At 59.3% G+C, this 23,663-nt stretch carries 24 protein-coding genes; 16 read left to right on the top strand and 8 right to left on the bottom strand.

All coding sequences use genetic code 11. The annotated features are described in order from the left end of the window. Positions 1–75 precede the first annotated feature (75 nt). The 9 genes from livH (at position 76) to ugpQ (ending at position 9,007) form a co-directional block, all read left to right on the top strand. Complete coding sequence (gene livH / locus CBW22_RS00330) at positions 76–1,002, top strand: high-affinity branched-chain amino acid ABC transporter permease LivH (protein WP_010615899.1); 927 nt, start codon at positions 76–78, stop codon at positions 1,000–1,002. Further along, positions 999–2,270 carry a high-affinity branched-chain amino acid ABC transporter permease LivM gene (locus CBW22_RS00325; RefSeq protein ID WP_059009892.1) on the top strand — a complete coding sequence of 424 codons (1,272 nt, stop codon included), beginning with the start codon at positions 999–1,001 and terminating at the stop codon, positions 2,268–2,270. The genes livH and CBW22_RS00325 overlap by 4 nt, the downstream gene beginning before the upstream one ends. Further along, on the top strand, positions 2,267–3,034 hold the full coding sequence (gene livG, locus CBW22_RS00320; protein WP_021508005.1) for a high-affinity branched-chain amino acid ABC transporter ATP-binding protein LivG: 768 nt from the start codon (positions 2,267–2,269) through the stop codon (positions 3,032–3,034). The genes CBW22_RS00325 and livG overlap by 4 nt, the downstream gene beginning before the upstream one ends. A 1-nt stretch (position 3,035) precedes the next feature. Next, complete coding sequence (gene livF, locus CBW22_RS00315) at positions 3,036–3,749, top strand: high-affinity branched-chain amino acid ABC transporter ATP-binding protein LivF (RefSeq protein ID WP_088515732.1); 714 nt, start codon at positions 3,036–3,038, stop codon at positions 3,747–3,749. 336 nt (positions 3,750–4,085) lie between these two features. Beyond that, entirely contained in the window at positions 4,086–5,402 is a 1,317-nt protein-coding gene (gene ugpB / locus CBW22_RS00310; protein ID WP_088515731.1) for a sn-glycerol-3-phosphate ABC transporter substrate-binding protein UgpB, read from the top strand. 61 nt (positions 5,403–5,463) lie between these two features. Further along, positions 5,464–6,354 (top strand): sn-glycerol-3-phosphate ABC transporter permease UgpA, encoded by an 891-nt coding sequence (ugpA, locus tag CBW22_RS00305; protein WP_031279792.1) that lies wholly within the window; start codon positions 5,464–5,466, stop codon positions 6,352–6,354. Further along, the gene (gene ugpE / locus CBW22_RS00300) at positions 6,351–7,193 is read left to right on the top strand and encodes a sn-glycerol-3-phosphate ABC transporter permease UgpE (RefSeq protein WP_021508002.1); all 843 of its coding nucleotides are present in this window, start codon (positions 6,351–6,353) and stop codon (positions 7,191–7,193) included. The genes ugpA and ugpE overlap by 4 nt, the downstream gene beginning before the upstream one ends. Further along, complete coding sequence (locus CBW22_RS00295; RefSeq protein ID WP_088515730.1) at positions 7,194–8,267, top strand: sn-glycerol-3-phosphate import ATP-binding protein UgpC; 1,074 nt, start codon at positions 7,194–7,196, stop codon at positions 8,265–8,267. After that, a complete protein-coding gene (ugpQ, locus tag CBW22_RS00290; protein ID WP_088515729.1) occupies positions 8,264–9,007 on the top strand; it encodes a glycerophosphodiester phosphodiesterase in 744 nt (247 codons plus the stop codon). Before CBW22_RS00295 ends, ugpQ begins: the two co-directional genes overlap by 4 nt. Here the strand turns inward: ugpQ and CBW22_RS00285 are convergent. Further along, on the bottom strand, positions 9,004–9,300 hold the full coding sequence (locus CBW22_RS00285) for a DUF2756 domain-containing protein (protein ID WP_021507999.1): 297 nt from the start codon (positions 9,298–9,300) through the stop codon (positions 9,004–9,006). The genes ugpQ and CBW22_RS00285 overlap by 4 nt on opposite strands. A gap of 203 nt (positions 9,301–9,503) precedes the next feature. On the opposite strand from CBW22_RS00285, the gene ggt reads away from it, so the two are divergent. Continuing rightward, positions 9,504–11,255, top strand: coding sequence for a gamma-glutamyltransferase (ggt, locus tag CBW22_RS00280; protein WP_021507998.1), 1,752 nt, complete (start codon positions 9,504–9,506; stop codon positions 11,253–11,255). Between the two features lie 57 nt (positions 11,256–11,312). Here ggt and CBW22_RS00275 read toward each other — a convergent pair whose 3' ends face one another. Beyond that, entirely contained in the window at positions 11,313–11,816 is a 504-nt protein-coding gene (locus CBW22_RS00275) for a GNAT family N-acetyltransferase (RefSeq protein WP_058770006.1), read from the bottom strand. A 348-nt stretch (positions 11,817–12,164) separates the two neighbouring features. Between CBW22_RS00275 and gntR the strand changes: the two genes are divergently transcribed. From gntR to gntU, 3 genes are all read left to right on the top strand, one after another. Beyond that, positions 12,165–13,160: a gluconate operon transcriptional repressor GntR gene (gntR, locus tag CBW22_RS00270; protein WP_021507996.1), complete on the top strand. Its 996-nt coding sequence runs from the start codon at positions 12,165–12,167 to the stop codon at positions 13,158–13,160. A 141-nt stretch (positions 13,161–13,301) separates the two neighbouring features. Continuing rightward, positions 13,302–13,838 (top strand): gluconokinase, encoded by a 537-nt coding sequence (gntK, locus tag CBW22_RS00265; protein ID WP_010615889.1) that lies wholly within the window; start codon positions 13,302–13,304, stop codon positions 13,836–13,838. A 2-nt stretch (positions 13,839–13,840) separates the two neighbouring features. Beyond that, entirely contained in the window at positions 13,841–15,181 is a 1,341-nt protein-coding gene (gene gntU, locus CBW22_RS00260; protein WP_088515728.1) for a gluconate transporter, read from the top strand. Between the two features lie 81 nt (positions 15,182–15,262). On the opposite strand, the gene CBW22_RS00255 is transcribed toward gntU, so the two are convergent. The 6 genes from CBW22_RS00255 to CBW22_RS00230 form a co-directional block, all read right to left on the bottom strand. Further along, entirely contained in the window at positions 15,263–16,888 is a 1,626-nt protein-coding gene (locus CBW22_RS00255) for a Na/Pi cotransporter family protein (protein WP_058757573.1), read from the bottom strand. 108 nt (positions 16,889–16,996) lie between these two features. Then, entirely contained in the window at positions 16,997–17,989 is a 993-nt protein-coding gene (locus CBW22_RS00250) for an ABC transporter ATP-binding protein (protein WP_058770007.1), read from the bottom strand. A 2-nt stretch (positions 17,990–17,991) separates the two neighbouring features. After that, positions 17,992–18,777 carry an ABC transporter permease gene (locus CBW22_RS00245; protein ID WP_058757571.1) on the bottom strand — a complete coding sequence of 262 codons (786 nt, stop codon included), beginning with the start codon at positions 18,775–18,777 and terminating at the stop codon, positions 17,992–17,994. A 1-nt stretch (position 18,778) separates the two neighbouring features. After that, positions 18,779–19,630 (bottom strand): ABC transporter permease, encoded by an 852-nt coding sequence (locus tag CBW22_RS00240; RefSeq protein ID WP_021507865.1) that lies wholly within the window; start codon positions 19,628–19,630, stop codon positions 18,779–18,781. Further along, on the bottom strand, positions 19,630–20,439 hold the full coding sequence (locus CBW22_RS00235; protein ID WP_088515727.1) for an alkaline phosphatase family protein: 810 nt from the start codon (positions 20,437–20,439) through the stop codon (positions 19,630–19,632). The genes CBW22_RS00240 and CBW22_RS00235 overlap by 1 nt, the downstream gene beginning before the upstream one ends. Before the next feature lie 141 nt (positions 20,440–20,580). Beyond that, entirely contained in the window at positions 20,581–21,642 is a 1,062-nt protein-coding gene (locus CBW22_RS00230; RefSeq protein ID WP_058770009.1) for an ABC transporter substrate-binding protein, read from the bottom strand. A gap of 226 nt (positions 21,643–21,868) precedes the next feature. On the opposite strand from CBW22_RS00230, the gene CBW22_RS00225 reads away from it, so the two are divergent. The 3 genes from CBW22_RS00225 (at position 21,869) to ubiC (ending at position 23,659) form a co-directional block, all read left to right on the top strand. Further along, positions 21,869–22,567, top strand: a complete 699-nt coding sequence (locus CBW22_RS00225; RefSeq protein WP_021507862.1) for a UTRA domain-containing protein — start codon at positions 21,869–21,871, stop codon at positions 22,565–22,567. Positions 22,568–22,637: 70 nt separating this feature from the next. Then, positions 22,638–23,048: a phosphate-starvation-inducible protein PsiE gene (psiE, locus tag CBW22_RS00220; RefSeq protein WP_010616618.1), complete on the top strand. Its 411-nt coding sequence runs from the start codon at positions 22,638–22,640 to the stop codon at positions 23,046–23,048. A 92-nt stretch (positions 23,049–23,140) separates the two neighbouring features. Further along, on the top strand, positions 23,141–23,659 hold the full coding sequence (gene ubiC, locus CBW22_RS00215) for a chorismate lyase (protein WP_010616617.1): 519 nt from the start codon (positions 23,141–23,143) through the stop codon (positions 23,657–23,659). The last annotated feature ends 4 nt before the right edge of the window (positions 23,660–23,663 follow it).

The following is a 23,663-nucleotide window of genomic DNA, read 5'->3' as shown; positions in this document are numbered from 1 at the left end:
CTGCGACGCGGTGCTCTCACCCTAACCCGGTGCCGAACGCACCGGGGATTTCCCGTTTACATGCAGGTCCTCACTATGTCCGAGCAGTTTCTCTATTTCATTCAGCAGATGTTCAACGGGGTCACCCTCGGGAGCACCTACGCGCTGATCGCCATCGGTTACACCATGGTTTACGGCATCATCGGCATGATCAACTTCGCCCACGGCGAGGTATACATGATCGGCAGCTATGTCTCCTTTATCGTGATTGCCGCCCTGATGATGATGGGTATCGACACCTCGTGGCTGATGATTGCCGCCGGGTTCGTGATGGCGGTGATTATCTCCAGCGCCTACGGCTGGAGCATCGAGCGCGTGGCGTATAAGCCGGTGCGCTCCTCCAAACGCCTGATCGCGCTGATCTCGGCGATTGGTATGTCGATCTTTCTGCAGAACTACGTCAGCCTGACGCAGGGCTCGCGCGATCTGGCGCTGCCCAGCCTGATCACCGGCCAGTGGACGCTGGGTGAGAGCAACGGCTTTGCCGCCACGCTCACCACCATGCAGCTGGTTATCTGGGTCGTCACCTTCCTCGCGATGCTGGCGCTGACGCTGTTCATCCGCTATTCGCGCATGGGCCGCGCCTGCCGCGCCTGCGCTGAAGATCTGAAAATGGCCAGCCTGCTGGGCATCAACACCGACCGCGTGATCTCACTGACCTTTGTGATCGGCGCAGCGATGGCGGCCGTGGCTGGCGTGCTGCTGGGGCAGTTTTACGGCTCCATCAACCCGTTCATCGGCTTTATGGCCGGCATGAAAGCCTTTACCGCGGCGGTACTGGGCGGCATCGGCAGCATTCCGGGCGCGATGATTGGCGGCCTGGTGCTGGGCATTGCGGAAGCGCTGACGTCAGCCTATCTGTCGACTGAATATAAAGACGTGGTGTCGTTCGCGCTGCTGATCGTGGTGCTGCTGGTGATGCCAACCGGTATCCTGGGCCGTCCGGAGGTGGAGAAAGTATGAAACGCCTCGGTCTGGTTAACGCCGTGGTCTCCACGGTGATGCTGCTGGTGCTCGCCAGCTTCTTTATGGGCATGCGCCTCGATCTCGACGGTACCAAACTGGTGGTGGCGAATGCGGGTGCCGTGCGCTGGAACTGGATCTTCCTCGGCTGCGCAGTGGTGTTTGTGTTCCAGCTGCTGCGTCCGCTGTTGCAGGGCAAGTTCAAGCGCAGTGGCAAAGGGCTGGTGCTGCCGGGTTTTGACGGTTCGACACCAAAGCAAAAACTGCTGATGCTGCTGGTGATTGTTGCCGCCGTCGCCTGGCCCTTCTTCGTGTCGCGCGGCAGCGTGGATATCGCCACCCTGACGCTGATCTACGTGATGCTCGGCCTCGGCCTGAATGTGGTAGTGGGCCTGTCCGGCCTGCTGGTGCTGGGCTACGGCGGCTTTTACGCCATCGGTGCTTACACCTTTGCGCTGCTGAATCACTATTACGGCTTTGGCTTCTGGGAAAGTCTGCCGCTGGCCGGTATTGTCGCCGGTGCCTTTGGCCTGCTGCTGGGCTTCCCGGTGCTGCGGTTGCGCGGTGACTATCTGGCGATTGTGACGCTCGGCTTTGGTGAGATCGTGCGTATTCTGCTGCTCAACAGCACATCAATCACTGGCGGTCCCAACGGAATCGCGCAGATTCCCAAGCCAAGCCTGTTTGGTATTGAATTTGGCCGGCGCGTCAGTGAAGGCGGCTGGACCACCTTCCACGATCTGACGGGCCTGGCGTACGATCCCAATCACCGCGTGATTTTCCTTTATCTGGTGGCGCTGCTGCTGGTGGTGCTGACGCTGTTCGTCATCAATCGTCTGCTGCGCATGCCGCTGGGGCGTGCGTGGGAAGCGCTGCGTGAAGATGAGATCGCCTGCCGTTCGCTCGGTCTCAGCCCAACGCGCATCAAGCTGACGGCCTTTACCATCAGCGCGGTGTTCGCCGGTTTCGCCGGTACGCTGTTTGCCGCGCGTCAGGGCTTTGTCAGCCCGGAATCTTTCACCTTTGTCGAGTCCGCGTTTGTGCTGGCGATTGTGGTGCTGGGCGGCATGGGTTCGCAGCTGGCGGTGATCCTGGCCGCGATTCTGCTGGTGGTGTCGCGCGAGCTGATGCGTGATTTGAACGAGTACAGCATGCTGGTACTCGGTGGGTTGATGGTGCTGATGATGATCTGGCGTCCGCAGGGGCTGCTGCCGATGAAGCGTCCGCACCTGAAGCTGAAACAGGCAAAACAAGGAGAGCAGGCATGAGTCAGCCTTTATTAGCCGTTGAAGGCCTGATGATGCGCTTCGGCGGCCTGCTGGCCGTCAACAACGTGGCGCTGGAACTGCATCCGCAGGAGATCGTCTCGCTGATTGGCCCGAACGGGGCGGGGAAAACCACGGTATTCAACTGCCTGACCGGTTTCTATAAGCCAACGGGCGGTACCATCAAACTGCGCGATCAGCCATTGCAGGGCCTGCCGGGGCAGAAGATTGCGCGCATGGGCGTGGTGCGGACCTTTCAGCACGTGCGCCTGTTCCGTGAGATGACGGTGATTGAAAACCTGCTGGTGGCGCAGCATCAGCATCTGAAAAGCGGCGTGTTCTCCGGGCTGTTTAAAACCCCGGCGTTCCGGCGCGGCGAGAGCGAAGCGCTGGACCGCGCGGCCAGCTGGCTGGAGCGCATTGGCCTGCTGGAGCTGGCTAACCGCCAGGCCGGAAATCTGGCTTACGGCCAGCAGCGCCGGCTGGAGATCGCCCGCTGCATGGTGACGCGTCCGGAAATCCTGATGCTCGACGAACCGGCCGCCGGCCTCAATCCGCGCGAAACGCACGAGCTGGATGAGCTGATCGCTGAACTGCGCGGCGAACACAAGGTGACGGTGTTGCTGATTGAACACGATATGAAACTGGTGATGGGCATTTCTGACCGCATTTATGTGGTGAATCAGGGAACGCCGCTGGCCAACGGTACGCCGGAAGAAGTGCGTAACAACCCGGATGTGATCCGTGCTTATTTAGGTGAGGCGTAACATGGCGAACCCGATTTTAACTTTACAGGGCGTCAGTGCGCACTATGGCCCGATCCAGGCACTGCATAACATTAATCTGCACATCAGCCAGGGCGAAATCGTGACGCTGATTGGCGCTAACGGCGTAGGCAAAACCACGCTGCTCGGTACGCTGTGTGGCGAGCCGCGCGCCACCAGCGGCACCATCACCTTTGATGGCAAAACCATTACCGACTGGCAGACGGCAAAAATCATGCGTGAAGCGATTGCCATCGTGCCGGAAGGCCGGCGCGTGTTTTCGCGCATGACGGTGGAAGAGAACCTGGCGATGGGCGGCTTTTTCGCGACGCGTCAGCAGTATCAGGAGCGCATTGAGCGCGTTTATCAGCTGTTCCCCCGGCTGGCGGAGCGCAAAGTGCAGCGCGCCGGCACCATGTCCGGCGGTGAGCAGCAGATGCTGGCGATTGGCCGCGCCCTCATGAGCCAGCCGCGCCTGCTGCTGCTGGACGAGCCATCGCTGGGTCTGGCGCCGATCATTATCCAGCAGATTTTCGACACCATCGAACAGCTGCGTAAAGAGGGCATGACCATCTTCCTCGTCGAGCAGAACGCCAACCAGGCGCTGAAGCTGGCCGATCGCGGTTACGTGCTGGAGAATGGTCACGTGGTGCTGGAGGATAGCGGTGAAGCGTTGTTATCCAATGAAGCGGTGAGAAGCGCGTATTTAGGCGCCTGACCTGGCTTTGGTCATGACGTGGGTGCGGTGATTTGCCCTCACCCTAACCCTCTCCCGCACGCGGGAGAGGGAACCGTACGGCAGCGTTTTTCAGGCCAGGTTGCTATCCTGGCATTCTCCCGGACTTCTCTCGCCCTGCAGAAGAAGGCATCAGCGCGCACGGCCTTCCATCTCCCTCTCCCCGTGGGAGAGGGCCGGGGTGAGGGCATCAGCGCGCACTAACCCCGTCATACTCCCGTCATAATCCTGTTATTTTTCCGTCATTTCCTCGTGTCATGTTACTTCGCGAACAAAAAATGCGTGATATCGCGCGCGCCACAAGCACAGGAAACCCTTATGTCCGCTTTTACGCTTCGTCCCCGCCTGATGAGTCTGCTGCTCGGTCTGGCGATCAGCGGTAATGCGCTGGCTGCTACCGAAATCCCTTTCTGGCACTCAATGGAAGGTGAGTTAGGCAAAGAAGTCGATTCTCTGGCACAGCGTTTTAACCAGGCTCACCCGGATTACAAAATCGTTCCGACCTACAAAGGCAACTACGAGCAGAGCCTGGCTGCGGGTATCGCTGCGGTGCGCAGCGGTAAGGCACCGGCCATTCTGCAGGTTTACGAAGTGGGCACCGCCACCATGATGGCCTCTAAAGCCATCGTGCCGGTGCATGAAGTGTTTAAAGACGCCGGCGTGCCGATGGACCCGAAACAGTTTGTTCCTGCCGTTGCCGGTTACTACAGCGACAGCAACGGCCAGCTGATCTCGCAGCCGTTTAACAGCTCCACGCCGGTGCTGTACTACAACAAAGACGCGTTCAAAAAAGCCGGTCTTAACCCGGATCAGCCACCGAAAACCTGGCAGGCGCTGGCGCAGGATGCCGCCGCGCTGCGTAAAGCCGGCATGAGCTGCGGCTATGCCAGCGGCTGGCAGGGCTGGATTCAGATCGAAAACTTCAGCGCCTGGCATGGCCTGCCGGTTGCCACCAAAAACAACGGCTTTGACGGTACCGACGCGGTGCTGGAGTTCAACAAACCCGTGCAGGTGCGCCACATCCAGCTGCTGGAAGAGATGAATAAGAAAGGTGATTTCACCTACTTTGGCCGTAAAGACGAGTCGACGTCCAAGTTCTATAACGGCGACTGCGGTATCACCACCGCCTCATCCGGTTCGCGGGCCGACATTAAGCATTACGCCAAATTCAACTTTGGCGTGGGCATGATGCCGTACGATGACACCGTGCCGAACGCACCGCAGAACGCCATTATCGGTGGCGCCAGCCTGTGGGTGATGAAAGGCAAAGATGCAGCGACGTACAAAGGCGCGGCGGAGTTCATGAAGTTCCTCGCCCAGCCGGATATCGCGGCAGAATGGCACCAGAAAACCGGTTATCTGCCGATCACCACCGCGGCTTATGAGCTGACCAAACAGCAGGGCTTCTATGACAAAAACCCGGGCGCGGACATCGCCACGCGGCAGATGCTGAATAAAGATCCGCTGCCGTTCACCAAAGGTATGCGTCTGGGCAACATGCCGCAGATTCGTACCATCGTCGACGAAGAGCTGGAAGGCGTGTGGACCGGCAAACAGTCGCCACAGGCAGCGCTGGACAACGCGGTGAAACGCGGCAACGAACTGCTGCGTCGCTTTGAACAGCAAGTGAAGTAACTCCGTAATGGCGGGATGGACGGGTAAGTCCGTCCCGCTGTCTCTTTCTGACGAGCCTGCTATGTCTTCATCATCACGTCCGGTTTTCCGCGCCCGTTTGTTGCCGTATCTGCTGGTGGCCCCGCAGCTGGCGATCACCGCGATCTTTTTTCTCTGGCCCGCCGGAGAGGCGCTGTGGTACTCGCTGCAAAGCATCGATCCGTTTGGCATCTCCAGCACCTTTGTTGGCCTTGATAACTTCCGCCGGCTGTTCAGTGACGACTACTACCTTGATTCGTTCTGGACCACCCTCGTGTTTAGCGCGCTGGTGACAGTATGCGGTATGACGTTCTCGCTGCTGCTGGCGGCGCTGGTGGATTACGTTATCCGGCTGAAAAAGCTCTATCAGACGCTACTGTTGCTGCCCTATGCGGTAGCGCCAGTGGTTGCGGCGGTGCTGTGGATGTTCCTGTTCAATCCCGGGCTGGGGCTGTTCAGCCATCTGCTGAACCAGCTTGGCTACAACTGGAACTATGCGCAGAACAGCGGTCAGGCGATGTTCCTGATTGTATTAGCGTCGATCTGGCAGCAAATGAGCTACAACTTCCTGTTTTTCTTTGCCGCGCTGCAGTCCATTCCTAAATCGCTGGTGGAAGCCGCGGCGATTGACGGTGCCGGACCGGTGCGCCGTTTCTTTAATCTGTCGCTGCCGCTGATTACGCCGGTCAGCTTTTTCCTGCTGGTGGTGAATCTGGTTTACGCCTTTTTCGACACCTTCCCGGTGATTGATGCTGCCACCGGCGGCGGTCCGGTACAGGCCACCACCACGCTGATCTACAAAATCTACCGCGAAGGCTTCACCGGACTCGATCTCTCGTCGTCCGCCGCGCAGTCGGTGGTGCTGATGCTGCTGGTCATCGGGCTGACCATTCTGCAATTCCGCTTTGTCGAGCGTAAGGTGCAATACCAATGATTGAAAATCGACGCGGGCTGGATATCTTCGCCCACACGCTGCTGGCGCTGGGGGTGCTGACCATTCTGTTCCCGCTGTACGTGGCGTTTGTCGCCGCGACGCTGGATAACAACGCGGTGTATCAGGTGCCGATGACGCTGGTGCCGGGCCCGCATCTCATCGACAACATCACCCACATCTGGCGCGATGGCGTCAACGGCAGCGCGGCGTTTGGCCTGATGATGCTGAACAGCCTGATCATGGCGCTGGGCATCACCGTGGGCAAAATCACGGTGTCGATGCTGTCGGCTTTTGCGCTGGTGTGGTTTCGTTTTCCGCTGCGCACGCTGTTTTTCTGGCTGATCTTCATCACCCTGATGCTGCCGGTAGAAGTGCGTATTTTCCCGACGGTGGAGGTGATCTCCACGCTGCACATGCTGGACAGTTACAGCGGTCTGACATTGCCGCTGATGGCCTCCGCGACCGCCACGTTCCTGTTCCGCCAGTTTTTTATGTCGCTGCCGGATGAGCTGATTGAAGCGGCGCGCATTGACGGCGCCAGCCCGATGCGTTTTTTCTGGGATATCGTGCTGCCGCTGTCAAAAACCAATCTCGCCGCGCTGTTTGTCATCACCTTTATTTACGGCTGGAACCAGTATCTGTGGCCGCTGCTGATCATCAACGATGCCGGCCTGAGCACTGCCGTGGCGGGGGTGAAAAGTATGATCAACACCAGCGGCGGTCCGACGCAGTGGAACGAAGTGATGGCGGCGATGTTATTAACCCTGATTCCACCGGTGGTGGTGGTGCTTGTGATGCAGCGCGCTTTTGTGCGTGGCCTGGTGGAGAGTGAGAAATAGATGGCAGCGGTAACCCTTCAGACCGTTACGAAATCGTATGACGGCAAAAACCAAATCATTCAGCCGCTGAACATCACCATCAATGACGGTGAATTTATGGTGATGGTCGGCCCATCCGGCTGTGGAAAATCGACGCTGCTGCGCATGGTGGCCGGGCTGGAGCGCGTCACGTCGGGCGATATCTACATCGATGATCGGCGCGTCACCGACATGGAGCCGAAAGATCGCGGCATCGCCATGGTATTCCAGAATTACGCGCTCTACCCGCACATGACGGTGGGAGAAAACATGGCTTACGGCCTGAAGATCCGCGGCATGGGCAAGGAACAGATTACCCAGCGGGTGATGGATGCGGCGCGCAGTCTGGAGCTTGATCACCTGTTGCAGCGCCGTCCGCGCGAGCTCTCCGGCGGCCAGCGTCAGCGCGTGGCCATGGGCCGCGCCATCGTGCGGGAACCGGCGGTGTTTCTGTTTGATGAGCCGCTGTCGAACCTGGATGCGCGCCTGCGCGTGCAGATGCGTCTGGAGCTGCAGCAACTGCACCGCCGGCTGAAAACCACCAGCCTGTACGTCACGCACGATCAGGTTGAAGCCATGACGCTGGCGCAGCGCGTGATGGTGATGAATAAAGGCGTGGTGGAGCAGGTGGGCACCCCGGTGGAGGTGTATGAGCGTCCGGCCAGTCAGTTTGTTGCGTCATTCATCGGCGCGCCGGCGATGAACCTGCTACCCGGTCAGATTAACAGCGATGGCTCGCGCTTTAAGCTCGACGCGCTCAACAGCCTGCCGCTCGGCGCCGGCAAAGCGCGATGGGCCAACCGTCCGCTGACGCTCGGCATTCGTCCCGAGCATATTCAGCTCAGCAGCCGTGAGGCCGGCGGTGTGCCGCTGGTGGTGGATACGCTGGAGATCCTCGGCGCGGACAATCTTGCGCATGGCCACATTGGCAACACGCGGCTGGTGGTGCGTTTGCCGCATAGCGAGCGGCCGCAGGCTGGCAGCAGCCTGTGGCTACAACTGCCGCCAGATGCGTTACACTTCTTCGATTCTACCCATGGAAAGCGTCTGGAATGAGTGTAAAAAACTGGCCCTATCCGCACATTGTTGCGCATCGCGGCGGCGGCAAGCTGGCCCCGGAAAACACCCTGGCGGCGATTGATGTCGGCGCGCACTACGGTCATACCATGATCGAATTCGACGCCAAACTGTCACAGGATAAGCAGATTTTCCTGCTGCACGATGACACGCTGGACCGCACCAGCAACGGCTGGGGCGTGGCGGGCGATCTGCCGTGGCAGCAGCTGGCGCAGCTGGATGCCGGCAGCTGGTTTAGCCGTGAATTTGACGGTGAACCGCTGGCATTGCTGAGCGAGGTGGCCGCGCGCTGCCGCCAGCATCAGATGATGGCCAACATTGAGATCAAACCCAGCAGCGGTACAGAGGTAGAGACCGGGCGCGATGTGGCGCTGGCCGCACGAACGCTGTGGCAGGGACAAACGGCACCGCTAATGTCCTCGTTCTCGTACGCGGCGCTGGAAGCGGCGATGCAGGCCGCGCCGGAGTTGCCGCGCGGCCTGCTGCTGGATGAGTGGCACGACGACTGGCAGGCGCTGACCGCCGCGCTTGACTGCGTCTCCATCCATTTAAATCATCGCTTGCTGGACGCCGGACGCACCGCCGCGCTTAAAGCCGCCGGTCTGCGTATTCTGGTGTATACCGTGAATCAGCCCGCGCGGGCGCGCGAGCTGCTGAGCTGGGGCGTGGATGCCATCTGTACCGATCGCATTGATGCTATCGGCCCGGACTTCCGTTAATTGCCGTACTGCGTTTGTGTATTGCTGTTCTGCTGGCCCGGCTGCGACTGAATCACGCGCTGCCGGGCGCTATCGCGCCGCTCCTGCAGCTTGCGCTGCATCTCCTGATTTTGCTGCTGCTGATCCTGACGCAACTGCTGCTGCTGTTGCTGCTGCTGGATCTGCATGCGCGTCTGCATCCGCTGCTGGCTTGGGTTATAGCCGGGTTGATTCGGTTGGTTAGTGTTGTTCAGCATGTTCGCCATGCCGCTCAGCGGCATCAGTGCCGCGATAACAATCAGCCATTTTTTCATGGTGTTCCTCCATCAGTGCGGCCTGCTGTGTGAGGTTGCTCGCCACCCGGCAGCAACCGCCGCAACCATAAGTTTATGCGATATCACAAACCCCAAAACCAGGAGTGCACCTAATTTGGCTTAACTGCTATCTTTTTTACAGTATTTGCAAACACTTGCAGCAATCAATAACAAATGTAAACAACTGAAAGGATGGTGGCGGGATGAGGATACATAACGGTGTGCGCCAGTTCGGCTGGGCGCTGTTAATGAGTTTTACCGTGGTGCAGGGGGCGCAAGCGGCGCCAGCCAGCGCACCGCCGGTGTCATATGGCGTCGACAGCGACACCTTTCACCCGGTGAAAGCGCAGCACGGGATGGTTGCGTCAGTGGACGCCATGGCAACCCGGGTGGGCGTCGATATCCTCAAACAGGGGGGTAACGCGGTAGATGCAGCGATTGCGGTGGGCTTTGCGCTGGCGGTCACCCACCCGCAGGCGGGCAACCTGGGCGGTGGCGGCTTTATGCTGCTGCGCACCGCTGCCGGCCGCACCACCGCCATCGATTTCCGCGAGATGGCGCCGGCGCGTGCCTCGCGCGATATGTTCCTGGATAAGCAGGGCAATGCGGATAGTAAGTTATCACTCACTTCTCATCTGGCTTCGGGCACGCCGGGAACCGTAGCCGGTTTTGCCCTGGCGGCGCAGAAGTACGGCACGCTGCCGCTCAGCACGCTGCTGGCGCCGGCGATCAAACTGGCGCGCGACGGCATCATCGTTAACGATGCGCTGGCTGACGATCTCGCTACCTACGGTAAAGAGAACCTGATCAACCACGACAACAGTCGCGCCATTTTCTACAAAGCCGACGGTCAGCCTTACCAGAAGGGCGATCGCCTGGTGCAGAAAAACCTCGCGCACAGCCTGCAGCTGATTGCCCAACAGGGGCCGGATGCTTTCTACAAAGGCAAAATTGCCGATGAGATCGCTGCCGAAATGGCGCAGCACGGTGGACTGATTGGCAAGGCGGATCTGGCGGCCTACCGCGCAGTGGAACGCAAGCCGGTAAGCGGCAGCTACCGTGGCTACGAGGTGTTCTCCATGCCGCCACCGTCGTCCGGTGGCATTCATATCGTGCAGATCCTCAATATCCTGGAAAACTTCGATCTGGCGAAATGGGGCTTCGGCAGCGCGGACGCGATGCAGGTTATGGCCGAAGCGGAAAAATATGCCTACGCCGACCGCTCCGAGTATCTCGGCGATCCCGACTTCGTTAAGGTGCCACAGCAGGCGCTGACCAGCAAAGCCTACGCCAAAACGCTGGCCCAGCAGATTGACGTCAACAAGGCGCGCCCCTCAGCGGACATCAAGCCCGGCAAGCTGGCACCGTACGAGAGCAATCAAACTACCCACTTCTCGGTGGTGGATAAAGACGGCAACGCGGTGGCGGTGACCTACACGCTGAATACCTACTTTGGCAGCGGCGTGGTGGCCGGTAACAGCGGCATTCTGATGAACAATGAAATGGATGATTTCTCCGCCAAGCCGGGCACGCCAAACGTTTATGGCCTGGTGGGCGGTGAGGCGAACGCGATTCAGCCGGCCAAACGTCCGCTGTCATCGATGTCGCCAACCATTGTGGCGAAAGACGGTAAAACCTGGCTGGTGACCGGCAGCCCTGGCGGCAGTCGGATTATCACTACCGTGCTGCAAATGGTGGTGAACAGTATCGATTTCGGCATGAACGTGGCGGAAGCCACCAATGCGCCGCGCTTCCACCACCAGTGGCTGCCGGATCAGCTGCGCGTCGAGAAGGGCTTCAGCCCGGATACGCTGCGTCTGCTGGAAGCAAAAGGTCAGCATGTGAAAGTGCTGCCGGCGATGGGCAGCACGCAGAGCATCATGATTGGCCCGGACGGCATGCGCTACGGCGCGTCCGACCCGCGCTCGGTGGATGATTTGAGTGCCGGGTATTAACGTCGCGCAATAAATTGCGCCGCTACCTCACCGTGCATTGGCCGGTAGCGGCGCGATTCATCGCGCATTCCCTTTCAGACGCGCCATGTAGTGCGTATCGATCATCTGGCCGTCGCGGACCGCGAAACCTCTGGCGGTACCTTCAATCTCAAAACCAAACTGCTGATACAAACCCATGGCCTGGTGGTTATCCGCAAACACCGTCAGTTCAATCCGCGTGACCTGCAGCCAGTTGTCGCACAGATCCACCATCGCCGCCATCAGCGCTTTACCCACGCCGCGCCGATGGAATGCCGGATCAACGCCCATGCCGATAGTGGCGCAGTGACGGCGGCGTGCCACCGCCATAACTTCCAGCGTCAGCTGACCGACAACCTGCCCGTCAATACAGGCCACCAGCATGGTGACATGGGGACGGGGATTCGCGAGCCGCTCCTGCCAGAGTGACGGTGACTGATACGGCAGATGCAGCGTGCCCGCCTGAGTTTCCGGCTGGCTATAGATACGCGTCAGAACGGCGGCATCTTCGGGCGTTGCGTGACGAACAGTAACCTGACTCATAAAGCAGCTCCTTGCAATCAGTGAATGAAATCCCCTTTAACATCAGGGAATTCGCGCGCAACGTCAACGGCAAAAAAATCGTGAAAGGGCTTTACAGACGCGAATGATAATGATTATTATTGTCAACGCGAGTCCGGCAGCGTCTCCTGACAAACCGGGTAAGCACGACATTGCTCACATTGCTTCCAGTGTTTCTTAGCCAGCTCGGGTGCTGGCTTTTTTTTTTGCCTGTGCCTCAGCCGCACCCCGTCCTCAGCACTTTATCCCTCTTCTCCTTCCGTGGCCGCAACGGCATAACATGACAAAAAAATGATAAACTCAGCGTATCTCTGACCTCAGGCGCACACGATGAAGAAGAAAAGACCGGTATTACAGGATGTTGCCGATCGCGTCGGCATCACAAAAATGACCGTCAGCCGCTATTTGCGGAACCCCGATCAGGTCTCTGCGGCGCTGCGCGACAAAATCGCCGTGGCGCTGGATGAACTCGGCTATATCCCCAACCGTGCGCCCGACATGCTCTCTAACGCCACCAGCCGCGCGATTGGCGTGTTGCTGCCCTCGCTCACCAACCAGGTGTTTGCCGACGTGCTGCGCGGCATTGAAACCGTGACCGATGAAGCGGGCTATCAGACGCTGGTGGCGCACTTCGGCTATAACCCGCACAAAGAGGAGCTGCAGCTGCGTTCGCTGCTGGGCTGGAACATTGATGGCGTGATCCTCACCGAACGTTCCCACACGCCGGGCACGCTGCGCATGCTGGAAGTGGCGGGCATTCCGGTGATCGAAATGATGGATTGCGTCACGCCGTGTCTTGATATGGCCGTGGGCTTCGACAACGTCGAGGCGGCGCGGCAGATGACGCATGCTATCCTCAGGAAAGGCCATCGTCACACCGTCTATCTGGGCGCGCGCCTCGATGAGCGTACGCTGCAAAAACAGCAGGGCTACGAACAGGCGATGCGCGAAGCCGGGCTGACGCCACACAGCGTCATGATGGAAGATGCCTCCTCCTTCAGCGCCGGTGCCCAGCTGCTGCGCGAGGCGCAGAAGCGCTATCCGCACACTGACAGCCTGTTCTGTACCAATGATGACCTGGCGGTAGGCGCGATGTTTGAGTGCCAGCGCCAGGGGTTGCGCGTGCCGGAGCAGATGGCGATCGCCGGCTTTCACGGCCACGACATCACGCAGGTGGTCAATCCGCGGCTGGCTACGGTGCTGACGCCACGCGAACGCATGGGGCGTGAATCAGCCGCCATGCTGCTGGCGCGGATTGGCGGCGATCGCAGCGTGACCGCGCCGCTGGATGTCGGTTTTGAGATTGCCGAAGGTGGCAGCATCTGATTTTGGCGATTTTTTGAGTCAGTTCACACTTTCGTGCTTTTCCGCCTGACAAGGGTTGCCAGCGTCTGAGCGCGCTCGGACAATGGCAATCAAAATTGTTATCGGTAACATTGGCAGCACCAACTGCCGGAGCGCAAAACCATGACCACGCCATCTCCATCGCACCACGTCTTTATCCTGATGGGTGTTTCCGGCAGCGGAAAGTCTGCCGTCGCCAATCAGGTGTCTCATCAGCTCAGCACCGCGTTTCTGGATGGTGATTTCCTGCATCCGCGCAGCAACATCACCAAAATGGCGGAAGGCCATCCGCTGAACGACGACGATCGCCAGCCGTGGCTGCAGGCGCTGAATGATGCGGCGTTCGCGATGCAGCGCACCCAGGCGATCTCGATTATCGTCTGTTCAGCGCTGAAAAAGTCCTATCGCGACATCCTGCGTCAGGGCAATCACAACCTGAAATTCATCTATCTGAAGGGTGATTTTGCCACCATTGAGTCTCGTCTCAAGGCGCGCAAAGGCCACTTCTTCAAACCGCAGATGCTGGTGACACAGTTTGAAACCCTGCAGGAACCGGGTGCCGACGAGCCGGATGTGCTGGTTGTCGATATCAATCACTCACTGGATGAGGTAGTTGCGGCCACGGTTGCGACCATCGAGGGCGCAATCAACAAGGGCTAGTCATGAGTACCGCAACGCTGGTGTTAACCGCAGCAGGCTCTGTCCTGCTGCTGCTGTTTTTGGTGATGAAAGCGCGTATGCACGCCTTTGTCGCTCTGATGTTAGTGTCGATGGGTGCCGGTCTGTTCTCCGGTATGCCGCTGGATAAAATTGCTGAGACCATGCAAAAAGGCATGGGCGGCACGCTCGGCTTTCTTGCCATTGTGGTGGCGCTGGGCGCCATGTTCGGCAAAATTCTGCACGAAACCGGTGCGGTCGATCAGATCGCCATTCGCATGCTGAAAACCTTTGGCGAACGGCGCGCGCACTATGCGATGGGCATTGCCGGGCTGATCTGTGCGCTGCCGCTGTTCTTTGAAGTGGCCGTAGTGTTGTTGATCAGCATCGCCTTCGCGGTGGCACGCCGCACCCACGATAATCTGGTCAAACTGGTGATCCCGCTGTTTGCCGGCGTCGCCGCCGCGGCGGCCTTTTTGCTGCCCGGACCGGCACCGATGCTGCTGGCGGCGCAGATGCACGCTGACTTTGGCTGGATGATCCTGCTGGGGCTGTGCGCCGCGATTCCCGGCATGCTGATTGCCGGTCCGCTGTTCGGCAACCTGATTGCGCGCCATGTGACGTTCAGCGCGCCGCCGGAAGATCATCAGCCGGACGTCAGCGAGGGCCAACTGCCGTCGTTTGGCTTTAGCCTGTCGCTGATTCTGTTCCCGCTGCTGCTGGTCGGGCTGAAAACCATCGGCGCGCGCTTTACCACACCGGATTCACGCCTGTATGCGTGGCTGGAGTTTATCGGCCATCCGTTTACCGCCATCCTGCTGGCGCTGCTGGTAGCGATTTACGGCCTGGCTTACCGTCAGGGCATGAATAAAGAGAAGGTGATGCAGGTATGCGGCAGCGCGCTGCAACCGGCGGGGATTATCCTGCTGGTGATTGGTGCGGGCGGCGTGTTCAAACAGGTGCTGGTGGATTCCGGCGTTGGCCCGGTGCTGGGCCACGCGCTGACCGGTGCCGGCATGCCGATTGCGCTGGCCTGTTTTATTCTCTCCGGCGCGATTCGGGTGATTCAGGGCTCGGCCACGGTGGCCTGTTTAACCACCGTCGGGCTGGTGATGCCGGTGATTGAACCGTTGCATTACAGCGGCGCGCAGCTGGCGGCGCTGTCGATCTGCATTGGCGGCGGCTCGATTATTATCAGCCACGTCAACGATGCCGGTTTCTGGCTGTTCGGCCGCTTCACCGGTGCCACCGAAGGCGAGACGCTGAAGACCTGGACGCTGATGGAGACGATTCTCGGCACCACCGGCGCCATCGTCGGGATGATCGCGTTCAGTTTGTTGTCGTAATGGCAATGCGCAATAAATTGCGCCGTTACAGATTAATGCACAGCCTGTAGCGGCGCGATTTATCGCGCGTTGTAAAAATGATTAATCCACCTCGCGCTCATCGTCCGGCTGATCCAGCACGGTGTACGCCACCGCACAGAACAGCGAATTCAGGCGCTTCATATCTCCCAGCAAACCTAAATGCAGCGAACTGGTTTCGATGCTTTGCACATTCTGCCGGTGCAGGCGCTCGACGTGGGCGTGGGAATAACGGCGAATCAGGATGCGGAAACGGTGCTTGGCACGGCGCAGGCGCTTGGCGCTGCTGACGTCGTGTGACAGAAACACCGACAGGCTCAGGCGCAGGTTGCTTAACACCTGCTCCTGCAGCGAATTCAGCTCTTCCAGCCCTTCCGGCGAAAACGCCCGGCGCGCCTGCAGCGATTTGTCCGCCACGTCGGCGCTCATGCGCTCGATAATGTCGCCTGCCTGCTCCAGATTCAGCGCCATCTCAATCACCTCGGCCCAGCGGCGTGAATCCTCTTCCGCCAGGTCCTCCTTCGGCATGCGCGCCAGATAGAGCTTAATGGCGGTGTACAGCACGTCCACATCATCATCCAGCCGCCGCACTGCGCGCTCCTCGCGCAGTTCGCCCATCACCACCTTGTTGAAGCTCTCCAGCATCTGCTCCACCACATCGCCAATGCGCAGCGTCTCCCGCGCCGCGTTGGCCAGCGCCAGCGCCGGGGTATCCAGCGCGCTGCTGTCGAGGTGCTTAGGTTTGAGATGGGTCTGGTTTTCCGCATCGTCGGCGATCATGCGGCGGCACAGGCGCGCCATCGGTTCGGCAAACGGCACCATCACCAGACAGCGTACCAGGTTGTAGAACACGTGGAAGAAGATCACCATCTCTTCATCGTTAACCGGCAGCTTATCCAGCAGATCGGCGATGTAATCGACAAACGGCAAAATAACGATGCTGCCAATCAGCTTGAACAACAGGCTGCCGAGCGCCACCCGCTTGCCGGCAGCATTGGATCCGCTGGCGTTGATCATCGCCAGCAAGCCGCTGCCGAGGTTAGCGCCAATCACCAGACACAGCGCCACTTTGAACGAGATGACGCCGGTGGCGGTCAGCGTGGCGGTAATCAGCACTGCGGCCAGGCTGGAGTAGCTGATGATAGCGAAAACCGCGCCAATCAGCGCATCCAGCATGATATCGCCGGTCAGCGTGGAGAACAGCACCTGTACGCCAGCGGCCTGCGTAATGGGTTTGGCGGCGGCGACAATCAGCTGCAGCGCCAGCAGAATCAGCCCGAGGCCGATGGCCGCGCGTCCGATCTGACCGGCGCGCGTCTGTTTGCGGCTGAGGAAAAATACCACGCCAAAAAAGATAAACAGCGGCGACAGCCAGGAGAGATCGAAGGTCAGGATACGCGCCATGATGGCGGTCCCGACGTCAGCTCCCAGCACCACCACCAGCGCGGGCGTCAGGCTGACCAGATTCTGCGCCACAAACGAGGTGACTAATAACGTGGTGGCGTTACTGCTCTGCACCAGCGCGGTAACGCCAATCCCGGCAAGAAACGCCATCGGCTTTTTTTCCACGCTGCGGCTTAACACGCGACGCAGATCGGCACCGTACACGCGCATCACGCCGGTGCGGACAATGTGGGTGCCCCATACCAGCAGGGCGACGGCGGAGAGAAGGTTAAGCAGGGTTAGCACGAATAAAGGCTCCTATGCGCCAGGCAGAAAACAGGCGGCTGCCTGCCTGGCGATAAGCACAGCCGATAAATACCTGCGTCGCGCTGCGTTGCCAATTTTTCGTTTAATTTAAGCGACCTGGCGCAACGTCGACATCTCTAACTGTAGTCCAATCTGCATGCCGGCGGGGTGTAAATCTGCCACGCTGCGGTTGAGCACATCCACCGACAACTCGACCTGATTCGCCAGCACACGATAGCGGATCACGTTCCCGAGCAGGCTATGGCTGAGAATGGTGGCCGCGATGCCTGCCTGCGGTGCGCACAGCTGGATGGATTCCGGACGAATCGCCACCTGGCTGCTGAACGGCTGACCGGTCAGCTGCGTTGCCTGTTCGGCACTCAGCAGGTTGTAGTTGCCAATAAAGCCCGCGGCGAACAGATCCACCGGCTGGGTATAGAGCGTTTCCGCGTTGCCGTTTTGCACAATGCGACCGCGATTCATCAGCACAATACGGTCCGACAGCGTCAGCGCCTCTTCCTGATCGTGGGTGACAAAAATGGTGGTCAGCTTCAGCTCCTGCTGAATGTGGCGAATCTGCTCGCGCAGATGGCGGCGAATGCGGGCGTCCAGCGCCGACAGCGGTTCATCCAGCAGCAGCAGGCGCGGCCGCGTCACCAGCGAACGCGCCAGCGCCACGCGCTGACATTGACCACCTGACAGCTGGTGCGGATAGCGGCGCGCGAAGTCGGTCAGCTCCACCAGCGCCAGCGCTTCCATCACGCGTTGCTGAATCTCGCCGGCGGCCAGTTTCTGCATCTTCAGGCCAAACGCGACATTCTTCTCCACCGTCATATTGGGAAACAACGCATAGCTCTGGAACACCATGCCAATGGTACGTTTCTGCGGCGGCAACGGCACCAGATCCTGGCCCTGCAGCAGAATGGTGCCGCTGTCGACATCGGTCAGGCCGGCGATGCAGCGCAGCAGCGTTGACTTGCCGCAGCCGCTCGGGCCGAGCAGGGTGACAAACTCACCTTCGTCGGCGCTGAAATCGATGTTTTCAAAAATGGTGGTGGGGCCATAACTTTTATTCAGTTGGGTAACGTTCAGGTAACTCATGGTCAGCCTCGTTCAGGATTGAGGGCATTGGCCAGCCAGGTGACCAGCAGGACAACCGCAAAATAAGAGATCACCAGCGCGCTGGTGAAATGCCCGCTGCCGTTGCGCATGTTGTAGAGATAAACCTGCAGCGTTTCATAGCGGGTGCCGACCAGCAGGTTAGCAAAGACAAACTCACCAATCAGAAACGAGAAGGAGAGCAGCACGGCAATAAACACCCCTTTGCGCAGATTTGGCAGCACCACAAACAGGGCTGCCTGCCAGGTGCTGGCGCCCAGCAGATGAGCCGCGTCAATCAGCTCTTTCAGGTTGATGGCCTGCATGTTGTTGGCAATGGCGCGGTAGATAAACGGCAACGCAATGGTGAAGTAACAGCCGATGAGAATCCACGGCGTGCCGGTCAGCATCAGCGGGCCCGAGGAGTAGAGCTGCAGCAGCCCGACCGACGAGACCACCGGCGGCACGGCAAACGGCATCAGAATCAGCACGTTCATCACCGCGTCCAGTTTTGGATAATAGTAAGCGATTACAAACATTGCAGGCAGCACCAGCAGCAGGGAGAACAACAGCGCACCCACGCAGATCAGCAGCGAATGACCGAGCGCGGTGAGGAAGCGCGGATCGCTCCACAGCTGCGTCAGCCACTTCAGGGTAAAGCCCTGCGGCAGAATGGTATCGCTCCACTCGCTGGAGATGCCGTACAGCAGCGTCGCCAGCAGCGGTGCGGCGAGCACGATCAGCAGCAGCCAGACAATCAGGCGATGGTAGAGTTTTTCGACGCGAGACATGTCAGGACTCCTGTACGCGGGCATGCAGATAGCTGCGACGCACCAGATACTGCTGCACCACGGTAATCAGCGCCATAATCAGCACCAGCAGCATCGCCAGCGCGCCGCCGGTATTGGGATCGAGCGAGATATCGCCTGACACCAGCGCGGCGATGCGCACCGGCACCACGTTGAAGTTGCCGGTGGTCAGCGCGTAAATGGTGGCGTAGGCGCCCAGCGCGTTGGCCAGCAAAATCACAAAGGTGCCGAGCAGCGCCGGAAACAGAATCGGCAGGCCGATGTGCCACCAGTAGCGCCAGCGGCTGGCACCAAGCAGTGCCGCCGACTCTTCCCAGTCTTTCCGCAGCCCGTCAAACGCCGGGTAGAGCAGCAGAATACCGAGCGGAATCTGGAACCAGGTGTAAACCAGCACCATGCCGTCGCGCGAAAACAGCTTAAAGCTGTCCAGCCAGCCGTAGTGGCGCAGCAGCAGCGTCAGGCAGCCGTTCAGTCCGAGCAGGATGACAAAGGCGAAGGCCAGCGGCACGCCGGCGAAGTTGCTGGTCATATTCGTGAACGACAGCAAAAAGCGCTGAAAACGCCCGGTGCCGAGCTTGTGCAGCGAATAACCGGCAAGCAGCGCGATCAGCAGGCCGTAAACGCTCGACCACAGCGAAATATCCAGCGACAGGCGAAAGGCCTGCAGGTAGAACGGTGAAGTGAGGATATCGCTGTAGTTATCGATGCCCCAGCGCTCATTGATATCGCTCCAGAAGCTGTTGATGGCAATCCACAGCAGCGGCGCGAGCTGGAAGGCGATCCAGAACAGCACGAACGGCAGCAGCAACAGTGAGGCCAGGGTTTTGCCCTTCATCAGCGCGGCTCCGCCAGCAGACCGCGACACAGCGGTTTGTCGTGCGTGACGCCGAGCAGGGTGCAGACGGTGCCGCACAGGTCGGTTTGCTGCGGTTCCAGGTCGGGCTGCAGCGAGAAGCCGCGGCCAAAAACAAACAGCGGCACCTGCGTCTCTTCCGGCAGAATACCGCCGTGCGAGCGATCGTCGTTCATGCCGTGATCGGCGGTGACAATCACCTGATAACCGGCGGCCAGCCAGCCGGGCATCCACTGCGACAGATAGCCATCCGCCATTCGTGCCCGGTTACGGTACTGCGGTGATGACAGGCTGTGCTTGTGCCCGGCATCGTCGATGTTCATTGGGTGAATCAGCAGGAAATCGGGATCGTGCTGCAGGCGCAGGCTTTCGGCATCCTCGAACAGATGCGAGTCGGGGTAACCGTCGTCCCAGTAGAAATGGCCGTACTGGATCGGCAGGTCGGGCGCGTTAGTGTGGCGATCGCGCGCGGCGTTGAACGGCGAGCGGTTATACAGTTCGCTCACCCAGTGATAAGCGGCAGCGGCGGTAGTGAGTCCGGCGTCGCGCGCATAGTGGAAGATGCTGCGCTGATTGCTCAGGCGATTGACGCCGTTGTGAATGATGCCGCTGCGCACCGGCGGAATGCCGGTCAGAATGCATTCGTACAGCGGACGTGACAGCGACGGCAGTTCGCAGGTCAGCGTGTAATAGTGGCCGTTGCCCTGTTTGCATTCGGCAAACAGATAGCCCATGGCGTGCTGCGCCACCTGATTACTCAGCCCATCGAGTACCACCAGGATTGTTTTCATCCCCGCTCCCTCAGGTGCGCATGAATGCGCACCCTGTAAAAATTGGTGATAGGTACCGGCGCAATGTATTGCGCATTGCCGGAAAACGGATGCGCGATACATCGCGCCGCTACGGTATGTGCGACTGGCAAAACGTCTGCGTTACTGCTTCATGTTAATAACCACATTCTCCTGCCACAGACGCGGCAGCAGTTTTGAGGTCTTATCCCAGGCAGCCTGATCTTTGATCGGGCGGGCATTTTTATATTCCGACTGCGGCAGCAGCTTGGCCTGCACGTCCGCCGGCAGCGTTAAATGCTCGGCGCGAATCGGGCGCGCATAGCCTTTTGCCAGGTTGATCTGGCCCTCATCCGACAGAATGTATTCACGCGCCAGCTTCGCCGCGTTCGGGTGGCGGGCGTATTTGTTGATAATGGTGGTGTAGCCAGAAGTCACGGACCCGTCCGACGGAATCACCACTTCGTAGCGATTTTTATCAATCTGGTCGCGGTAGTTCAGACCGTTGAAGTCCCACACCACGGCGACCTGAATCTCACCTTTTTCGATGTTGGCGATCACCGGATCGGTCACGCCAAGGCGGCCCTGTTTCGCCAGCTCGCCAAAGAACGCCAGCGCCGGCTTGATGTTCTTCTCGTCACCGCCCAGCGCATAGCTGGCGGCGAGGACGCCGTTTGCCGCCTGAGCAGCCGTGCCGACGTCGCCGATAGTGACCACATACTTACCTTTTTTCAGATCGGCCCAGCTGTGCGGTGCGTCTTTCACCTGCTGCTTGTCGATCAGGAAAGCGATGGTGCCGGTGTAGGCCAGCATCCAGTTGCCATCGGCGTCTTTCGCCCATGCCGGAATCTGATCCCAGTGCGTCGGTTTGTAGGGTTGCGCCACGCCTTTGGCGACGGCAATCGGACCGAAAGCGGCGCCCACGTCGCCGATATCGGCGCTGGCGTTATCCTGCTCGGCGGCAAACTTCGCCAGCTCCTGCGCCGAAGACATATCGGTATCGCTGTGCTTGAGACCGTATTTGGTGCTGAGATCGTTCCAGGTATCTTTCCAGTTGGCCCAGGTGTCAGGCATACCGACGCTGTTAACCTGGCCTTCGGCGCGCGCGGCTTTTTCCAGCGCGGCAACATCGTTATCGGCGGCATGCGCGGCGGGCAGCGCAAGCAGAACGGCACTGGCTACTACAGAAGAGATAAACGCTTTCATCTCGGTTGCTCCGGGTGTAAGTTGTGGGTCGTCGTGGTCTAGTCCAGCAAGAACCGAGCCAATGTAGCCCGGATAGATGAAGGTTTTATGACCGGGGTGTTGAAATGGGATGTGGCGCGTCGTTCCACATGCGGTTACAGCGCGCTAAAGCGTGGGATGTGCCTTGTCACATTGTAGTCATCGAACTGTCATAGTGCAGATTTGCCCCAAAATGAGGCTGAAAAAAATGTCGTCGAAAACCGCAGATGTGATCGCCGCCGCACTATGCGAACGGATTGAAAACGGAGAGTTTGTCACCAGACGATTACCGGCCGAGCGCGCGTTGAGCGAACAATATTCCACCACGCGCATCACGCTTCGTGAAGCGCTTGGCCTGCTGGAAGCGCAGGGCGTCATCTACCGTGAACTGCGGCGCGGCTGGTTTATTGCGCCGCCGCGCCTCATCTATAACCCGGCACATCACAGCCACTTTCATGCCATGGCGCTGCAGCAGGGGCGCATTGCCAGCACTGAGGTGATGGAGGCGCGCGAGGTGCCGGCGCAGCTGGCAATTGCGCGTCATCTGCAACTGCTGGAAGGCGATCAGGTGTACCGCATTCGCCGCCTGCGCCGCATTGATGGCCGCGCGGTGCTGTACGTCGAGCATTACCTCAATCCGGCCTTCTTTCCCGGTCTGTTGCGTGAAGATCTCACCCGCTCGCTGACCGATCTGTATGACCAGCGCTACGGCATTCACTACGGCGGCGCACGGTTTACCATTGTGCCCGGTCCGCTTCCGGCGCGGGCGGCGCCCGCACTGAACGTGGCGAGCGGTACGCCCGGCCTGCTGATTACGCGTATCAACCGTGACCAGCATAAGCGGGTGATTGACTGCGACTGCGAGTACTGGCGTTATGACGCGCTGTGTGTTGATGTTGAGGTGTGATGTATTGTGATTTAGATCACATTACAGCATGATAGCGCCAGAAGAATCTCGTCATCTGAGGCGCAAAATAATGACAACAAAACCAGCGGCGGGGCAGCTTATTGCTTCGGTATTACAGTGGGTATTGAACATTGGCCTGGTGATTCTGGCCGTTATCCTGGTGGTCTTTCTCGGTAAAGAGACCATTCACCTGGCGAATGTGCTGTTCAGCACCGGTGAGCAGGCGTCCTCGTATCTGCTGATCGAAGGCATTGTGATCTATTTTCTCTACTTCGAGTTTATCGCGCTGATTGTGAAGTACTTTCAGTCCGGCTATCACTTTCCGCTGCGCTACTTCGTCTATATCGGGATCACGGCGATTATTCGTCTGATCATTGTCGACCATAAAAATCCTTTCGATACGTTGTGCTACTCGGCGGCAATTTTGATTCTGGTGGTGACGCTGTGGCTGGCCAACAGTAACCGCCTGAAACGCGAGTAATTCCTCCCGCGACGCCAGCGTGGCACAAGCAGATGTGTCACGCTGAGCGCGGTGCGCTACACTAGGGCAACTTTTTTACCGGAGATGTCCTGATGTCGCATGACGCGCTGCGCCAGTTACGCGCACTGCACTGGCTGCCAGCCTCTTCCCCGTTACTTTCACCGCCGCTGCTTGACTGGCTGCTGGAAGAAGACTCAATGACGCGCCGCTTTGAGCAGCACTGCCAGCAGGTTACCGTACAACTGCTGCGGGAAGCGTTCATTACCGCCGATGAGATGCCGCAGGAAGCGGCGTTTCTGCCTGCCGACACGCGCTTCTGGCTGCGTGAAATCGTGCTGTGCGGTGACAATGAACCCTGGCTGATTGGCCGTACCGTGGTGCCGGAGAGCACGCTGAACGGCCCGGAACAGATGCTGCAAAATCTCGGCACGCGACCGCTGGGACGCTACCTGTTTTCCTCCTCGACGCTGAGCCGCGATTTTATCGATCCGGGCCAGATTGATGACCTGTGGGGACGCCGCTCGCGGCTGCGCCTGTCCGGCAAACCGCTGCTGTTAACTGAACTGTTTTTACCGGCGTCGCCGCTATACCGCGCGCTGAAGCAAGGATAACGCC

Source organism: Pantoea sp. VS1, from assembly GCF_002207995.1.
GTDB classification, from domain to species: Bacteria; Pseudomonadota; Gammaproteobacteria; order Enterobacterales; family Enterobacteriaceae; genus Pantoea; species Pantoea dispersa.
This window is presented reverse-complemented; position numbering and strand designations above follow the sequence as displayed.

Bases quoted from the DNA above. Each gene is read 5' to 3' on its own strand.
- livH (WP_010615899.1), top strand. From the start codon at position 76: ATGTCCGAGCAGTTTCTCTATTTCATTCAGCAGATGTTCAACGGGGTC.
- CBW22_RS00325 (WP_059009892.1), top strand. From the start codon at position 999: ATGAAACGCCTCGGTCTGGTTAACGCCGTGGTCTCCACGGTGATGCTG.
- livG (WP_021508005.1), top strand. From the start codon at position 2,267: ATGAGTCAGCCTTTATTAGCCGTTGAAGGCCTGATGATGCGCTTCGGC.
- livF (WP_088515732.1), top strand. From the start codon at position 3,036: ATGGCGAACCCGATTTTAACTTTACAGGGCGTCAGTGCGCACTATGGC.
- ugpB (WP_088515731.1), top strand. From the start codon at position 4,086: ATGTCCGCTTTTACGCTTCGTCCCCGCCTGATGAGTCTGCTGCTCGGT.
- ugpA (WP_031279792.1), top strand. From the start codon at position 5,464: ATGTCTTCATCATCACGTCCGGTTTTCCGCGCCCGTTTGTTGCCGTAT.
- ugpE (WP_021508002.1), top strand. From the start codon at position 6,351: ATGATTGAAAATCGACGCGGGCTGGATATCTTCGCCCACACGCTGCTG.
- CBW22_RS00295 (WP_088515730.1), top strand. From the start codon at position 7,194: ATGGCAGCGGTAACCCTTCAGACCGTTACGAAATCGTATGACGGCAAA.
- ugpQ (WP_088515729.1), top strand. From the start codon at position 8,264: ATGAGTGTAAAAAACTGGCCCTATCCGCACATTGTTGCGCATCGCGGC.
- CBW22_RS00285 (WP_021507999.1), bottom strand. From the start codon at position 9,300: ATGAAAAAATGGCTGATTGTTATCGCGGCACTGATGCCGCTGAGCGGC.
- ggt (WP_021507998.1), top strand. From the start codon at position 9,504: ATGAGGATACATAACGGTGTGCGCCAGTTCGGCTGGGCGCTGTTAATG.
- CBW22_RS00275 (WP_058770006.1), bottom strand. From the start codon at position 11,816: ATGAGTCAGGTTACTGTTCGTCACGCAACGCCCGAAGATGCCGCCGTT.
- gntR (WP_021507996.1), top strand. From the start codon at position 12,165: ATGAAGAAGAAAAGACCGGTATTACAGGATGTTGCCGATCGCGTCGGC.
- gntK (WP_010615889.1), top strand. From the start codon at position 13,302: ATGACCACGCCATCTCCATCGCACCACGTCTTTATCCTGATGGGTGTT.
- gntU (WP_088515728.1), top strand. From the start codon at position 13,841: ATGAGTACCGCAACGCTGGTGTTAACCGCAGCAGGCTCTGTCCTGCTG.
- CBW22_RS00250 (WP_058770007.1), bottom strand. From the start codon at position 17,989: ATGAGTTACCTGAACGTTACCCAACTGAATAAAAGTTATGGCCCCACC.
- CBW22_RS00245 (WP_058757571.1), bottom strand. From the start codon at position 18,777: ATGTCTCGCGTCGAAAAACTCTACCATCGCCTGATTGTCTGGCTGCTG.
- CBW22_RS00240 (WP_021507865.1), bottom strand. From the start codon at position 19,630: ATGAAGGGCAAAACCCTGGCCTCACTGTTGCTGCTGCCGTTCGTGCTG.
- CBW22_RS00235 (WP_088515727.1), bottom strand. From the start codon at position 20,439: ATGAAAACAATCCTGGTGGTACTCGATGGGCTGAGTAATCAGGTGGCG.
- CBW22_RS00230 (WP_058770009.1), bottom strand. From the start codon at position 21,642: ATGAAAGCGTTTATCTCTTCTGTAGTAGCCAGTGCCGTTCTGCTTGCG.
- CBW22_RS00225 (WP_021507862.1), top strand. From the start codon at position 21,869: ATGTCGTCGAAAACCGCAGATGTGATCGCCGCCGCACTATGCGAACGG.
- psiE (WP_010616618.1), top strand. From the start codon at position 22,638: ATGACAACAAAACCAGCGGCGGGGCAGCTTATTGCTTCGGTATTACAG.
- ubiC (WP_010616617.1), top strand. From the start codon at position 23,141: ATGTCGCATGACGCGCTGCGCCAGTTACGCGCACTGCACTGGCTGCCA.